We start from the raw sequence: 16025 nt of genomic DNA on the forward strand, positions 1-16025 counted from the left end.
TGAGGTGTCAGGGCTTTTTTCTATTTATGTAATTTCATTTGTTTGAAATGCGTTAGAATCAAGATCAAACAGTTCGGGATGCTGTTCTAAGTAATTAATTTCTTTAATACGATGAGCGATAGGAGGGTGAGTTGCAGTAGCTTGATTCAACCACATAAAAAAACCTTTTTCCTGTGAGTGCGTATGAACAAATTCTTCCTGATTTACTTTTTTATTTAGACAATGACCAACCGCAAGTATAGTGAGTGCTTGAGTGGCAGCTTTTGCATCACCAATCGCAACGGAAGCTATGCGATCACATGTATATTCACAGGCCCTAGAGTAAGCTTTTCCTAAAAAAGGAACCCAAAGAGCAGGTAGAATAAGTGAGTGGTAGAGTGTGTGCTTACGTTTGATATGAACTAATTCGTGGGCAATGATAAAAGAAAGTTCTTTTTCTTGATTATCTTCAATCATTTCAACAATGTCGGAGTATAAAACGACAAAGTGACGTCCAAAAAAACGTGTAGCAAACGCGTTTAATAAGCCGCCTGATTGAACAATATAAATATCGGGCAGCTCTAAATCCAGCTCTGAAGATAAATGTTTTGCCTGATGATAAGTGTGCGGGAACTGCTTCTCTGTCAATCTAACTCCATTATTGCGAATTTGAGCAATAGAGAAACCGTGTAGCATAAATGTAATGAAAAAACCGATTGCAATGTAGAGAATGCCGACGAGTGAAATAATTAAAAACAAATAGGTTAATAAGCTGATAACCATACACAAAATGAAAAAAATCTTTTCATTTTCATGAATAAGCTTTGCGTTCAATAATGGAACCTCCTAAAATATAGTAATGCAGTACATAACGTAGTGTAACGCATCTACTTATGAATATCTACCTCTTAGTGGAATATTTGGTTAATAATAGAGGTTGAAACGTAACGAAATCAATCCAATCTAAAGAGGAGAAAATTGGATACATGAGCTCCTACGGGGTCTCATCCCTTCAGCTTTTCCCCAAAGAGCCCTCCAATCAACAGCTAGAAGCAACTAAATATATTAACTCTACATGTACATGACAATAAAAAGTACGAACGGTTAATCAATAATTTTGATTAACCGTTCGTACTTCAATTTGACTAAAATACTTTTGTCCCAGCCTTTTTTGCTTTATACTTTTTTTATAAAAGACTTCAGAAATCTTGAAGGATAAGCGGTTTTACCTCTTCTAGTTTGCGGAACAGATAAGTAAAGTGAATTCTGTGCACGCGTCATGGCTACATATAAAAGGCGGCGTTCTTCTTGAAGCGGCACATCATCTCCGCCTCGATAAGCTTCGAGTGCATAATCATGAGGCAATCCTCCGTCTACGCTGCTCAGTACGTATACATGCTTATATTCAAGACCCTTTGCTCGGTGAATGGTGGTTAGCTGAATACTTTCATTAAATTGCTTGCTTAAAGCTTTCATCTCTGTGTTCATGGCAATCATATGATCCACATGATCTAACAGTTCAGGTACGGTTTTGAATTTACGTGCTACAACTTTTAAATCCCGCACGTCATCCGAACCTTTTTCCATCATATTTCCTTCATTTCCGCGTTTTTTGACAAAATCATCGAATCCCATATCCTTAGAAATCGTCTCAAGTGCCAAAGAAGGAGACATTGATTTTAGCGACTTGAATAAAGGAATTACTTTCTTGAGCTTTTTTTGCTGAAACGGTTTTAAATCTTGAAGATATTCAAGCGCATCAATAAATGTACCGTCATGAAGAATACTTGCTGCTTTTAAGTCATTGACTGCTGTTTTCTTTAAAAATAGCGCGTTCACTAAATCTTGCAGCGAACTTGCATCATTTGGATTCACGCTCAAGCGTAGAAATGAAAGTAAACTTCGAACCATTCGTCTTTTATAAAACGAATCCGCATCTTGTTCGATTGAAAATGGCAGGTTTGACTGCGATAAACGTTCAAAGATGGCGCGTGAAGAAGCGTGAGTTCGGTACAAGACCGCGAAGTCAGTTGGAGAAGCGCCTTGCTTAATCTTTTCTTTCATATCCGTTACAATCATTGTTGCTTCTTCTTCTTCGTCGTATGGAAAGAAGAAGGTAGGTCTCAACTCATTATCAAACTGGGCAGCCATTTCTTTTTGTCGGCGCGCTGTATTTCGTGCAATCACTTTATTAGCGGAAGAAACGATGGCGTGAGCTGAACGATAATTTTGGTTTAACGTAATAACAGTTGTATGAGCAAAATCTTTTTCAAAGTTTAAGATGAACGAAGGATCGCTTCCGCGGAAAGCGTAAATTGATTGATCATCATCTCCTACGACACACAAGTTTTTAGAGTCTTCACTTAGCATTTTCATAATTTTATATTGAACTTTATTGATATCTTGAAATTCGTCAATTAAAAAATAGCGAAATCTTTTTTGATAACGAGTTAGCAAATCGGGATTTTGTTTTAGCATTTCATAACATCCATACAGCATGTCATCAAAATCGAATAGCTGTTTTTGCTTTTTGACTTCTTCATAGCGACGATATAAAAAGTGCACATCTTGTTCCCATTTGTCTTTTGGGCGAACATCTTTCACGCCAACAAGCGTGTTTTTCCAATAGCCGATTTGCTGAAGTGCCTGATCAAACGGGAAATCTTTTTCATCCACGCGGAGCTCTCTTGCTGCTTCTTTCACGATCTGTTCTTTTTGCCAATCCCATTTCAGCAGGCGATCCATTTGCCACGCTTGAGGATTGTGGTGAACAATCATACGTAAGAAAATGCTGTGAAAAGTTCCAACTAGCATTTGACGAAGATGTAAGCCGGACATCTTTGGATATGTAGCCAATCGTTCTTTCATTTCTTTAGCTGATTTAGCCGTGAAAGTCACCAGCATAATGGATTTTGGATCAATTTGTTTTTCTTGTATCATATATGCGGTGCGAGCTGTTAACACACGCGTTTTTCCGCTTCCTGCACCGGCTAGAATAAGAAGAGGTCCTTCTGAATGTGTAACAGCTTTCCATTGGTTCGAATCTAATTCAATACCGCTCTCTTTAAATTCATTTAAATAAGGAGAGTCAGAGTGTTTAGGAACAGGTGGTTTTGAGCGAAAAGCAGGAACACTTGAAAAAGGCACGGAAGACCTCCATGTCGCTTTCTCTTTTACAGTTGAATTTTTCTCACCAATAGCTCGTCCTTTAGGAATACGAAATCCATTGGTTTCTCTGTATTCAGCCGGAGTTTCTTTTATTTGTTGTACAGCTGTTGTTTCTGATAGTGTGTCTGAACACTCTTCTCTTTCATGAGGAACTTGAGCATGATAAAAGTAAGGAGAATGTTCAATCCCCAGGTATAATTTAACTGGTTCTCCGCAGTGAGCACATGTTATTTCTCCTCGGAGACTAGCTTCATATAAATATTGAAATCGGTCTCTAGCCGTTATAGCAAGATTAAGTATCTGTTTTTGATAAAGTGCACGTTGCAAAAAACATGGCCTCCTTTGTAAAACATGAACAATCAATAGTAAATAAGAGGGAGTTAAAGCAAGAAGCCGCTCTTGTTCTACATCGATATAGATGTGTATATACGCACAGTTTTTATTCTATAATCAAAGTCTATCATATCAAAATCATCTTTTTTTAAAAAGAGTACGGATATTTTTGGAGGGATACGATGTAAAAAAGGGTATATATTGAGTAAGAGGTCACATATGTTCAAAAAAAGGCGGTATAGATACAAAGTGCTATCTGTTTTGAACAAGTCTAGAAGAGGGCGTAAGTGAGCTGTTTCAATGTCGATACTTCTTGCGAAAAATACTGAGGTCCGGGAGTAGAAGGTATCTTGAAAAAGAGGAGGGTTCATATGGGATATATACTGCCCGTCACACCTTATCAATCTATTCAATATGCAAATCGCCTTCAAAAAAATAATGCTTCTTTTTCAAATCGTATTTGGCCTGTCCAGAAAAAAAGCTTTGACGAAGAGTTTGAATCGCGTTCTCACTCATTGGAATTGACGCCAAGCTCCGTACAAAAGCGAAAAAAGCTTCAAGCAGCAGAGCGTGTATACAGCAAGCTAACAAATAAGGGCCTAGTGATTAATACACGGGTATAATAGAAAAAATCGTGAACGCAGCAGAATGAATGCGCTCACGATTTTTAACAAAGTAATGAACAAGTAAAAAACACCTTAGTAAGATTCAATAAAAAGTGTACGGCCCTGCTGCCATTCAGCATAAAGCACCTGTTTATAATCGGTAAATCCCTGTTTTTTTAACTGTTTCTTTAGCCAGTCTTCATCAAAGCCTGACTGAATTAAGTTTTTCAAAAGCAAACGTCCATCACTGACGAAGGCGATAGATAAAACAGGTTCAGAAGGAGGCAGCTGCAGATCGCTTCTTGTTGGTTTAGCATAATCAGATTTTGGCAGTACGCTTAGCGAGCCATCTGTTTCTAAAATTGCATATTCAACTTCACGAATGGAAAATATGTCTTTTGAACGCAGCATATGAAGAAGCTGATCGATATCTAATCGATTTTTGCTAAGTTCTTTGTACGAAATTTTCCCTTTTCGAATAATAATAGATGGCCGTCCTTCTAAAAACAAGCGCAGGCGAATATTTTTTTGAGTAATAACTTCGGTGACATAAATAAGCGCTCCCCAAAAGATAACAGCAAATAAAATTTTGCCTATGCCTACTTCTGAGTCATATAACGCATTTCCTACTAACTCTCCTAATACAAGAGCAGAGATAAAATCAAAAGTGGTAAGCTGAGTGATCGTCGCTCTGCCTAAAAATTTAGTTAAGATAAACAAGCAGATAAATCCGATAAAGAGTTCTAGTGCAATTCCGATAAGTTCATCCATATTTTCACCTAATTCACATGATTAGGTATTAGTATAAGCAAAGCAAAGGTTCTTATCCTTTAAAAAAGCAAAAACACCAGGTTCAATTCCTAGTGTTTTTTACTTAGTTTCTTTACCATCTCTACATGTGGAATTCCAGCATCCATAAATTCACCTGAAACCGTTACGTAGCCTAGCTTTTTATAAAATCCTTCCGCATGCGTTTGAGCATGCAGCTTAATCTTTTCAATCTCATGCTCTGCTGCGATCTCTTCTAATTTATCCATCAAAAGCTTTCCTACACCGTCTTTTCGATAAGAAGAAAGAACGCAGATTCGTTCGGCTTTTCCATAGTCCTCTACCATACGGAAGCGTCCTGCCCCAATTGGTGCAGTTCCTTTGTATACAACTAAATGCAGGGCTTCGCAATCGTATTCATCGATTTCTTGCTCTACATCAACCTGCTGTTCTTCTACAAATACTTTTTGACGTACGAAGTAAGCATCAGAAGGATCTTGTTTGTTCGTTAGTACTTTGATGTTCACGTATCTTATCCCTTTCCAAGACGAAATGTTTCAAACACAGTCCATGTTTCATTTTCAAGCTGGTACATTAAATGAAAGCGATCAACTGTTTCTTCATGAGCGACATCTACAAGCTTCAACTGGCTATACACATCTAAGTGCTCATCATCTGAAAGTCGTTGACCAATTGTAATATGTGGAATAAATGAATACTCAGTTGGCTGTTCGAGATTGCCTTCATGAAGTTTATTGTAAAGTGACGTCAGTTCTGGCTTTTGTTCCACTTTTAAGTAAATAACGTTATTGGCTGGTGAAAATGAGCTTACTTTCGTTACATTTAATGTAAATGGATTTGTTTCTTCGGCAATTTTACGCAAATTAGCCGCAATTTCATCAATTTGGTCTTCTGTAGCTTCAAAGACTTCTTTTAATGTAAGATGAGGCGGAATTAATGAATAGTGAGAATCATAGCGCTTTCGATAAGAATTCGCTACATCTTGCAATTTTTTAGATGGAAAAAGTACAACGCCAAATTTCATAAAAAATCCCTCCAAAGTAAGATCATAAAATATGTATAAAGCGAGCTTATTATAACAAATTTTCAAAAAATATGATATCTTTCTACTTCAACATATATTGAAGCGACCGCTTTACGTCTTTTTGCCAGTATTTCCACGTATGATTTCCGTTAAATTCTTCATAGAAAACAGAATATCCACGCTGCTTCATTTGTTCGTGCAACAAGCGGTTAGGCTCAATAAAGTTCAATATACCGTCTTGTGTTGTTTTGACGTCCGTTTCTTCCGTTCCAATAACATGATACAAATCCAGAAGTGAAGGAGAAGCAAATGAGTTGACCGTTTGTAATACAGCATCGTTCACGAAAGGAGAATGCATAATTACTTTCCCGAACGTGTGAGGATACGCAATGGCCGTCAGCAGTGAAACTGTAGCAGCAAGCGAATCACCAATTAGAACACGCGATTTTCCCATTTGATATGTAGGATATGTTTTATCCAAAAATGGCACAAGTTCATGTGCTAAAAAGCGAATGTAAGCATCTACCTGCTTTCCTTCTGGATGATACTTATCGCGTCTGTCTTCCACGCTTTTATATGGAATTCCAACAAAAATAGTACGATCGATTTCTGACTCGTTCATTAAATCATCGATTAAACGAGGTGTACGTCCGTACATAACATAATCTTTTCCATCTTGGGCGATAAGTAGAGAATACTTATAGAGCGTAGAATAGTTTGACGGCAAATAGACTAGTAACGTGAGATCTTCTTGCAGTGCGTCACTATAAAAAGAAATTTCTTCTAACTTCCGCTTACTTTCTGACATGAATAATCGACTCCTATGCATTTGAATGAAAGCGTTACCTTTATTGTAACACATTTTCTAAAAATCGTTCTTTATTTTATTGTAACGAATTTTTTAGCGAATGACGAGAAAGAGGCATGCGTTGCTAAAAAAAGAGGTTAGGACGTAACGAAATGAATTTCATCCAAACATGAACAATCTGGATATATAATCTGGACAGCTTGCTCGGCCGCAGTTGATTTCCGTGCAAGACTCCGCTTTCCGCGGGCGGCCGGTGAGCCTCCTCGTCGCTTGTGCTCCTGCGGGGTCTCACCTGTTCCCATGTTTCCGCAGGAATCTTCGCCTTTCCCTCCAATCAACTGCTAGAAGGAATGAAACAGATAAAACCTGCGTGCACTTTAACAAAAAAAACGAATCATCAATCAAACAGTTTGATTGATGATTCGTTTTTTTGTTAATCTAATTTTTTCATCTTTTTAAACATATCTTTTTCTGCTTGAGTGGCTTTTTCTAGCGGTTTTTTCGTATATTCCTCTTCTTTTTCATCAATCGAAACCAATTCTGTGTCATTTTTTACATAACTTCGGATATTGCGAGCACCGAAATAGCCGTTTACATCTTTCAAAATAGGCTTGTTTTCTTTTTGATCATAAAGAGTATATGAATTCTCTTCTTTAACGATAGCATAGTGATTTCCTGCGAGCAGAGCCACAGCTTCTTTTTCGCTTTTTCCAAAAGTAGACATGAGAAACAGAACGATTAAGACGATAAAGAAAAGGGCTGTTGCGCCAATGAAAAATAATAATAAGCCTCTGCTAAATTTACTTTGTTTTTCTTCCACAGTAGACAAACCTCCTGATTCGATAATTTCATTATAGCAAGTAAATGTAATGAGCGCCTAAAGAGATATGTGACGAGTTTATGAACTCAGGAGGATGAACAAAAAAGGTTTTTAGCGGCTCTCATCGAATTTAGTATAAAGAGAGACAACAACTTGAAAAGGAGAGAGAGACATGACAGCGAAAAAAATCCCAACGAGCAAAGAAGTAGCAAAGGCAACATTTAATTTGCTGGAAGAGCGTGGCGTAACAGTTTTGGATATTGCTGAAATTGTGTATGATTTACAGCTTCCTTATCATCCAGCTCTAACCATTCAGGAATGCGCTGAAAGCGTAGAGAGAGTACTGCAAAAGCGAGAAATTCAGCATGCCCTTCTAGTTGGAATCGAACTTGATAAGTTAGCTGAGCAAAATAAATTATCAGAACCTCTTCAAAGTATTGTAGAACAAGACGAAGGGTTGTTTGGCGTTGACGAAACGATTGCTTTAGGTGCCGTTTTAACCTATGGCAGTATCGCTGTTACGACCTTTGGCTATTTAGATAAAGTAAAAGTAGGTATTATTGAAAAGCTGGACTGTAAAAAAGAAAAAGGAGTTAATACCTTTTTAGATGATTTGGTAGCGAGCGTAGCTTCTAGTGCGGCAAGTCGTTTGGCTCACCGTCAGCGTGATGAACAAGAACAGCTGCAAGAAGGCAATCCGGCTACGTAATAAACTTCTTTTAGTATGTATATAAGCTGCGTAAATTAACGCGTTAAAATGATTTAGTCTTTTATTTGAATAACGGAGGCTAGGCACGTAGGAGATACGTGCCTAGCCTCCGTTAATGGAACGATTTATGGCTGTAGTGAAGTAGTCATAAGATAGCTTAAGTTTTCCAGTCCAAGACTTTCATAAAAAGCACGTGCTTTTTCGTTAAATGCCCATACGGTAAGCTGGAGGTCATTTGCTCCTTTTTGTACAGCCCACTGTTTCGTAGCAGAAAAAAGACCTTTTCCTACCCCATAATTTTGAAAGCCTTTTTTTACACCAAAATATTGGATGTATGCTGTGTAGGAAAGCGGAGCTAACGTGGTGGGAGGGTTATATTTTAATTCAACAACAGACGCTCCAATAATTTGATTTCGATATTGAGCTACAAGAATATCAATGGTTGCATAATAAAGGGTAGCTTGATATTGTTCTGGAGATAAAACAGCCATTTGGTTATCAAACATAGAAGGAAGCGCATTTGCGTGGAGTTCTAGTGATTCCCCTAATATTTTATTTACTTCTGTATAATCATCTAGTTTTGCAGTGCGATAGATAATATCCATACACACTTCACCTACTTTTTAAAAGTTGTGCTTTATCATATGTAGCAACTTAGAAAATGTTAAATGAGAATGAAAACCTGAAAATTTTAAGTGAAGAACCGCACTAAACAGAGCATATATTTTATGCTCTGTTTGATGTTGTAGTTGAAGAATATATAAGGGCGAAACATTAAATTCTAGTTTCAGCAATAGCATCGCGTACTTTTTCAAGCGAGTGTTTAGAGGTGTCTTTATTCGCAATCATTACATTAACATACAAAGCATCAATGAGGCTTAGCTGTCCAATTCTCGAGGCGAGAGCTTCAGATCGATATTCGGTTTCTTCTGAACTTGTATAAAGAGAAACGTCAACGTTTTGACTTAATGGAGATTTAGGAAAACCCGTGATCCCGATCGTTTTGGCACCGTTCGCTTTTGCTGTATTTAAAATGTTCATCGTGTCTTTATTTGTTCCAGAATGAGAAATCACTACCGCTACATCTTGTTTCGTCAATTGAGAAGCGGACATAAGCTGGAAATGGGAATCGATAAATGCAAACGTTTTAATTCCTGTTCGCACAAATTTATGAAAAGCATCCATAGCCACGACTGAAGAGCCTCCCGTGCCATAAAATTGAACTTTATCGGCCTTCATTAAAAGTTTGACGGCTTTTTCAATAGCATTGCCCTCTAGTATTTGTAATGTATTCTCAAGCGTTCGCACGTTGGAGCGAAAGATTTTTTCAGCGATCGTTTTTTCATTATCCGTTTCAGCAATTTCCTCGTGAATCTGCTGAATAGGCGTCATAATTTCAGCAGCCAGCGCTATTTTCATCGCCTGATAGCCCTTGAAGCCAATTCGTTTACAAAAGCGAAAGACTGTTGCATCAGCTACATTTAAATCGTCTGCTACTTCGTTAATGGTACTGTGAATAATTTGTTCCGGCTGTTCTAAAATATAATTTGCAATTTTTTTCTCTTTTTCACTGAATCTAGCATAGTGAGAACGAATTTTTCCTAAACAATTTTGCGTCATAACTGATGTTCCTTTCCACGAATTTAGTAGTAAAAAGAGTATAGCACAAAAATATGTGTGAAAAAAATTTTCTTGTAAACGATTGCAAAATGAAAAATAATTCGTATAATGGAGGTAATGTGAAATTTTTTTTCAAAGGGAGTTTGTAAAATGAAAATTGGATTAATCGGGTTAGGAAAAATGGGATATAATTTATCATTAAATTTAATGGACAATCATCATGAAGTTGTAGCTTATGATGTGAATAAAGAAGCGGTAGAAAAACTTTCAAATGAAGGAGCAGCTGGTGCCTTTACTATTGAAGAGTTAGTCAACGAACTGCCTGCTTCACCTAAAGTTGTATGGGTTATGGTTCCGGCTGGAGAAGTAACGGAAAATGTGATTACAGAACTAAAAGAACTTCTGTCAGAAGGAGATATTGTAATAGATGGAGGAAACTCTAATTATAAAGAATCTGTTCGACGTGCTCAGGATCTTCAGGAAAAAGGTATTTACTTCTTTGATGTAGGGACAAGCGGCGGAATGGAAGGTGCAAGAAACGGAGCATGTACAATGATTGGCGGAGATGCAGAAGCATTCCGTACAATTGAACCAATTTTTAGTGATATTTGCGTAGAAAATGGATTTATGTACGCAGGCAAAAGCGGAAGCGGTCACTTTTTAAAAATGGTTCATAATGGTGTAGAATATGGAATGATGCAATCCATTGCTGAAGGATTTGAAGTTCTGGAAAAAAGTCAGTTTGATTTCGACTATGAAGCCGTAGCGCGCGTTTGGAATAACGGATCTGTCGTTCGCTCTTGGTTGATGGAACTAACGGAAAATGCGTTTTCAAAAGATCCTAAACTAGATAGTATTAAAGGAGTCATGCAGTCTTCTGGTGAAGGGAAATGGACCGTAGAGACTGCCCTTGATCTTCAAACGGCAACTCCTGTTATTGCTTTATCGCTAATGATGCGCTATCGTTCATTAGAGGAAGATACATTTACAGGAAAAGTTGTAGCAGCACTTCGAAATGAATTCGGCGGTCACGGTGTTGTAAATAAGTAAAGTAGTAAAGTAGGGGGACAGCAGCATGAGCAAAAAATATGCAATAGGTGTAGATATCGGAACAACGAGTACAAAGTCTGTATTATTTTCAGTAGACGGTACAGTCATTGCTAACCATGGGATTGAGTATCCACTATACTCGCCTACGCCCGCGATGGCTGAGCAAGATCCTGAAGAAATTTTTCAAGCAGTTGTACGTACCATTCAAACGGTTGTAAAAACAAGCGATGTAAAACCTGAGGATATTTTATGCGTTTCATTCAGCTCAGCTATGCACAGTGTTATTGCCGTTGATCAGCAGGGAAAGCCGCTGACAAAATGTATTACGTGGGCCGATAATAGAAGTGCAGAATGGACGGAAAAAATTAAAAATGAATACAACGGCCATGAGATTTATTTACGTACAGGCACGCCTATTCACCCGATGTCGCCACTTTCCAAGCTAACATGGCTTTCTAATGAACAGCCTGAATTAGTGAAGGGAACACATAAGTTTATTTCAATTAAAGAATATGTATTCTTTAAGTTGTTTAACGAATATGTGATTGACTATTCGATTGCATCAGCAACAGGTTTATTTAATCTGAAAAATCTTGCGTGGGATGAAGAAGCATTAAAAGTAGCAGGTGTGACGACAGATCAGCTATCCACTCCTGTTTCAACTATGCATCAAGTGAAAGGGCTAAACACAGAGCTTGCAGTTGAGATGCACTTACTGCCGGATACGCCCTTTATTGTAGGTGCAAGCGATGGCGTATTATCAAACTTAGGTGTAAATGCGATTGAACCAGGCGTTGTTGCAGTAACAATTGGGACAAGCGGAGCTATTCGAGCAGTCACTGACAAGCCAGTAGTCGATCCTAAAGGTCGTATTTTCTGTTATGCGTTGACAGAAGACCACTGGGTAATTGGCGGCCCTGTAAATAACGGAGGCATGATTTTCAGATGGGCTCGTGATCAATTTGGAGCGTCGGAAGTCGAAACAGCTAAACGTCTTGGAAAAGATCCATATGAAGTATTAACGGATATTGCGGCTTTAGTGAAACCTGGAGCAGACGGCTTATTGTTTCATCCATACCTGTCAGGAGAGCGTGCGCCGCTTTGGGATGCAAATGCTAAAGGTTCATTTTTCGGCCTAGGTTTGCATCATAAAAAAGAACATATGATTCGCGCCGTATTAGAAGGCGTTATTTTTAACTTGTATACGGTATTATTGGCACTTGAAGAGTTAATTGGAGAACCTACGAAAATTCAGGCAACAGGCGGATTTGCACGTTCCGCACTTTGGCGCCAAATGATGGCAGATATTTTTAACCAAGAAGTATCCGTGCCGGAAAGCTTTGAAAGTTCATGTCTAGGAGCAGTTATTCTTGGCTTATATAGCCTTGGCGAAGTCGACTCATTAAACGTTGTTTCCGATATGGTTGGAGCGACTAATCATCATTATCCAATCAAAGAAAACAGTGAAGTATATAAAGAGTTAACGACTATCTATATTCGTTTGGCTCGTTTATTTAAAGAAGAATACGAAAGCATTACGGCTTTTCAAAAAAAATACGTACATTAAGTTCAAAAATCATCGCTTGAAGCTTTCAGGCGATGATTTTTTGTGTGTTAGGTTATCTAACAACCAAAAGAGTTAACACTACACAATATATAAAAGTTCCCTCAAATAATGTTACAATTTGTCCAGTGTATCCCTGTTTCGCATTAAATATAATAAGGAATAACGTTAGTATTTATCACATACTAGAAGGAATCGTCACAAACGCCTTTATATTTCAGAAAATTCAAATAAAATTTGTTTTTTGAAATGAACTTATTTTATGAAAAGGGGTTTTATGGATGAAAACACAAATCGAGCAAGATGGAATTGTGACGCTCACAGATGAGACGCACAATCAGCTGAGCGGAAGCGATCTTTGGAATGAAGATTTACGTCCTACTACGATGAAAGAACATTCTTGGAAAGGAGTTAACTTTGCCACGCTTTGGATTGGGATGTGTCTGTGTATTCCAGCTTACACAATGGCGAGCGGAATGATGACGCTTGGAATGAACTGGTGGCAGGCAATTGGTACAATCTTTTTAGGAAATGTAATTGTTCTTATTCCTATTTTGCTTAATTCTCACGCTGGAACCAAGTTTGGCATTCCTTATCCGGTATTTGCCCGCCTGTGGTTTGGAGATAAAGGAGCACATATCCCAGCACTGGCTAGGGCTATTGTGGCTGCTGGATGGTTTGGAATTAATACATGGATTGGAACGGAAGCAATTGATACACTGCTAAGCGCTTCATTTTCATCTTGGAATGGTTTAGCTGGTCATACAGCCATTGTATTTGCTCTCTTTTGGCTTTTAAATGTAGGAGTGGCGTATAAAGGACCGCAAGCAATTAAAGTGTTAGGAGCGATTGCTGCTCCGGTTATTGGTATTTCAGCTATTATTCTTTTTATATGGGCTTATACAAACTCAGGAGGGTGGGGACCCATTTTATCTACGCCTTCTAAATTTACATCCACCGGAGAATTTCTAGCTGTATTTTTCCCTGCTTTAACCGGAGTCATTGCATTTTGGGCTACGCTCGCTTTGAACATTCCGGATTTTTGTCGATATGCTAGAAGCCAGAAATCCCAAATGGTTGCGCAAACCTTCTCCTTGCCGTTGACGATGAGTGTTTTTTCATTTATTGGAATTGCTGTTACCTCGGCAACCATCGTTATATTCGGAGAAGCTATTTGGGATCCAGTGGCGTTAGTAGCTAAATTCCCTCCGTTTATCATTTTCTTAGGAACAATCGTTATCGTGCTTTCTTCTTTAACGATTAATGTGGGAGCAAATATTGTGGCGCCGGCCCGTGCAATTGAGAATCTGAATCCAAAGAAAATCACGTTTGCGATGGGAGCGCTAGTAACCGGTATCTTTGCTATTTTGCTTCAGCCATGGTACATCATGTCTAATTTCGGGAATTATATCTTTGGATGGCTTGGAACATACGGAGCGCTGCTTGGTCCTATAGACGGCATCGCCATTGCTGACTACTGGCTTGTAAGAAGGAGACAGATGGCATTAAAGGATTTATACGAGGTAAACGGTCGCTATAGTTATTCAACTGGTTTTAATAAAAACGGTATTTATGCATTAGTAATTGGCGTGGCCATACCTGTTTTAGGCTTACTGATTCCTGGACTGCGCTTTTTATGGGATAATGCCTGGACATTTGGTCTATTCATTTCTATCATCGCCTATACGTATCTCATGAGAGGAGATAAAAGTGTATTAGCGCCGGGAGAATATGAAGAAATAACGTTAAAAACAAGCGAAAAACCAATTATCGACAGTCAAACCGCTGATCCCACCATCACTAAATAAATAAGATAAATCCAATCATTAACATGATTGGATTTTTTTATGCGTTGAAACTCTATGGAAGAAAATTGATAAAATTTTTTTGAGTTTTTTTATTGATTTAAGAATTTTTTTTTCATATAATTTAAGTAATAAAAAGATGAAATCGTTTTCTGATTTAATTAATGTAAACGATTTCGATAATTAAAACGTATTTTTTAAAAAATTAACAGGTTTAGAGCTTTTTTGCTACATAAAGAAAGCGTTTACTTAAGGGGAAGGTGGAAAGCAAGATGGATGCATACTTATTAGCTATTACGGTTGTCGCAATTGTTATTGTTATTGTAGGTGTTTCAGTTTTTAAATGGCATGCGTTTATCAGTTTAACGGTTGCGAGTTTGTTTTTAGCAATTGCTTCTGGGTTATCAATGGATAAAATTGTTGCCGCTTACGAAACGGGAGTGGGCGGTGTTTTAGGACACTTAGTAGGAATTTTAGCACTGGGAACAATTTTAGGTAAGCTGATGGCTGATTCAGGCGCTGGCATGCAGGTAGCGGATTATTTTGTAAGAATATTCGGTGTGAAAAGATTGCCGTGGGCAATGCTAGTAGCAGGTTTCATTATTGGTATTCCTGTTTTCTTCGAAGTAGGAATTTTAATCTTACTGCCTTTAGTTATTTCGATTCATAAAACAACAAAACAAAATATATTATTGATTGCTCTGCCAGTTATTGCAGGATTATCAATTGTTCACGGTCTCGTTCCTCCTCATCCGGGAGCGATGGCAGCTATTAGTATTTACGGAGCAAATACGGGGAAAGTGCTTTTATACGCGTTAATCATTTCAATTCCAGCAGCAGTTATCGCTGGACCAGTTTTTGCAAAATGGGTTAACAAACGAGTAATTCCAGAAGGAGAGCCGGATTTAATTCGTATCACGACAACATCTAAAGATCTTCCTGGTACAGGCGTTTCATTCTTTGTTATTTTACTTCCTGTTTTATTAATGGTTTTAGCAGCAATAGTGCCTATTATTAACGGATTGCCAAGCGGCGTAGTGAAGTTTGTAGAATTAATAGGAAGTCCATTAATTGCACTTTTAATTTCTTGTTTTGCAGCGTTTTACCTGCTTGGAAAACGTCAAGGTATGACAAAAGATGTGATTAAAAAACTAACGGAAGAATGCTTGCTTCCTGTAGGATCTATTGTCTTGATTATTGGTGCAGGCGGTGGCTTCAAACAAGTATTAATCGATAGTGGAGTAGGTACAACGATTGGTCAAATGTCTGAACATCTATCTCTATCACCACTTGTACTTGCATTTTTAATTGCTGGATTAATCCGTATCGCTACAGGTTCAGCAACAGTTGCATTAACAACAGCGGCGGGTATTGTTTCACCGATCATTGAGCATATGTCTGGTGTTAATTTAGAACTTCTGGTTATTGTTACGGGCGCGGGTTCACTAATGTTCTCTCACGTTAATGATGCTGGATTCTGGATGGTGAAGGAGTATTTAGGATTAACAGTAAAAGAAACGTTCAAAACATGGACTGTTCTGGAAACGCTTCTATCCTTTATTGCTTTTGCAGGAGCACTTATTCTAAATGCAATAATCTAAAAATAAGACTCTTTTACTCTATGTAAAAGAGTCTTATTTTTTTATGAAAGAAAAGAATTTACTAGAAAAATAATCAAAATATTTTATTTATTCGTTAAATTATGGCAAAATAGAAATAGAAGAACAATAGCTTCTAAGAAGGGAATGACA

Annotated in this window: 16 protein-coding genes; 6 read left to right on the forward strand and 10 right to left on the reverse strand. The window is 37.9% G+C overall.

From position 1 onward, the window contains the following. Nucleotides 1-24: 24 nt before the first annotated feature. Both MKX72_RS03800 and MKX72_RS03805 read right to left on the reverse strand, forming a co-directional pair. The gene (locus MKX72_RS03800) at nt 25-813 is read right to left on the reverse strand and encodes a M48 family metallopeptidase (protein WP_235918783.1); all 789 of its coding nucleotides are present in this window, start codon (nt 811-813) and stop codon (nt 25-27) included. 342 nt (nt 814-1155) lie between these two features. Next, nucleotides 1156-3474: an ATP-dependent helicase gene (locus MKX72_RS03805; RefSeq protein ID WP_155008529.1), complete on the reverse strand. Its 2319-nt coding sequence runs from the start codon at nt 3472-3474 to the stop codon at nt 1156-1158. A 377-nt stretch (nt 3475-3851) separates the two neighbouring features. Between MKX72_RS03805 and MKX72_RS03810 the strand changes: the two genes are divergently transcribed. Beyond that, nucleotides 3852-4103, forward strand: coding sequence for a hypothetical protein (locus tag MKX72_RS03810; protein WP_033578061.1), 252 nt, complete (start codon nt 3852-3854; stop codon nt 4101-4103). 75 nt (nt 4104-4178) lie between these two features. On the opposite strand, the gene MKX72_RS03815 is transcribed toward MKX72_RS03810, so the two are convergent. The 6 genes from MKX72_RS03815 to MKX72_RS03840 form a co-directional block, all read right to left on the reverse strand. Next, complete coding sequence (locus MKX72_RS03815; RefSeq protein WP_028412339.1) at nt 4179-4856, reverse strand: DUF421 domain-containing protein; 678 nt, start codon at nt 4854-4856, stop codon at nt 4179-4181. Between the two features lie 89 nt (nt 4857-4945). After that, nucleotides 4946-5380, reverse strand: a complete 435-nt coding sequence (locus tag MKX72_RS03820) for a GNAT family N-acetyltransferase (protein ID WP_154989571.1) — start codon at nt 5378-5380, stop codon at nt 4946-4948. A gap of 5 nt (nt 5381-5385) precedes the next feature. Continuing rightward, a complete protein-coding gene (locus tag MKX72_RS03825) occupies nt 5386-5898 on the reverse strand; it encodes a YjcG family protein (protein WP_013055455.1) in 513 nt (170 codons plus the stop codon). An 82-nt stretch (nt 5899-5980) separates the two neighbouring features. Then, a complete protein-coding gene (locus MKX72_RS03830; RefSeq protein WP_098625921.1) occupies nt 5981-6706 on the reverse strand; it encodes an alpha/beta hydrolase in 726 nt (241 codons plus the stop codon). Nucleotides 6707-6843: 137 nt separating this feature from the next. Further along, the gene (locus MKX72_RS03835; protein WP_340758779.1) at nt 6844-7008 is read right to left on the reverse strand and encodes a hypothetical protein; all 165 of its coding nucleotides are present in this window, start codon (nt 7006-7008) and stop codon (nt 6844-6846) included. 131 nt (nt 7009-7139) lie between these two features. Beyond that, a complete protein-coding gene (locus tag MKX72_RS03840; RefSeq protein ID WP_033578065.1) occupies nt 7140-7526 on the reverse strand; it encodes a hypothetical protein in 387 nt (128 codons plus the stop codon). 172 nt (nt 7527-7698) lie between these two features. Between MKX72_RS03840 and MKX72_RS03845 the strand changes: the two genes are divergently transcribed. Further along, nucleotides 7699-8235 (forward strand): phosphatidylglycerophosphatase A family protein, encoded by a 537-nt coding sequence (locus MKX72_RS03845; protein WP_028412335.1) that lies wholly within the window; start codon nt 7699-7701, stop codon nt 8233-8235. 125 nt (nt 8236-8360) lie between these two features. Here MKX72_RS03845 and MKX72_RS03850 read toward each other — a convergent pair whose 3' ends face one another. Together MKX72_RS03850 and MKX72_RS03855 are read right to left on the reverse strand one after the other, a co-directional pair. Beyond that, complete coding sequence (locus MKX72_RS03850) at nt 8361-8840, reverse strand: GNAT family N-acetyltransferase (RefSeq protein WP_028412334.1); 480 nt, start codon at nt 8838-8840, stop codon at nt 8361-8363. A gap of 169 nt (nt 8841-9009) precedes the next feature. Beyond that, nucleotides 9010-9855, reverse strand: a complete 846-nt coding sequence (locus MKX72_RS03855; protein ID WP_014461544.1) for a MurR/RpiR family transcriptional regulator — start codon at nt 9853-9855, stop codon at nt 9010-9012. Between the two features lie 150 nt (nt 9856-10005). Here MKX72_RS03855 and gnd point away from each other — a divergent pair, with 150 nt between their 5' ends. The 4 genes from gnd to MKX72_RS03875 all read left to right on the forward strand — a co-directional run bounded on the left by gnd (nt 10006) and on the right by MKX72_RS03875 (nt 15875). Beyond that, nucleotides 10006-10905 (forward strand): phosphogluconate dehydrogenase (NAD(+)-dependent, decarboxylating), encoded by a 900-nt coding sequence (gene gnd / locus MKX72_RS03860; protein ID WP_034269374.1) that lies wholly within the window; start codon nt 10006-10008, stop codon nt 10903-10905. A 25-nt stretch (nt 10906-10930) separates the two neighbouring features. Then, a complete protein-coding gene (gene gntK, locus MKX72_RS03865; protein WP_028412332.1) occupies nt 10931-12472 on the forward strand; it encodes a gluconokinase in 1542 nt (513 codons plus the stop codon). Between the two features lie 278 nt (nt 12473-12750). After that, nucleotides 12751-14277: an NCS1 family nucleobase:cation symporter-1 gene (locus tag MKX72_RS03870; RefSeq protein WP_033578068.1), complete on the forward strand. Its 1527-nt coding sequence runs from the start codon at nt 12751-12753 to the stop codon at nt 14275-14277. Nucleotides 14278-14546: 269 nt separating this feature from the next. Further along, the gene (locus tag MKX72_RS03875; RefSeq protein WP_034269380.1) at nt 14547-15875 is read left to right on the forward strand and encodes a GntT/GntP/DsdX family permease; all 1329 of its coding nucleotides are present in this window, start codon (nt 14547-14549) and stop codon (nt 15873-15875) included. Nucleotides 15876-16025 lie beyond the last annotated feature (150 nt).

This window comes from Priestia sp. FSL R5-0597 (assembly GCF_038006305.1).
GTDB lineage: Bacteria > Bacillota > Bacilli > Bacillales > Bacillaceae_H > Priestia > Priestia zanthoxyli.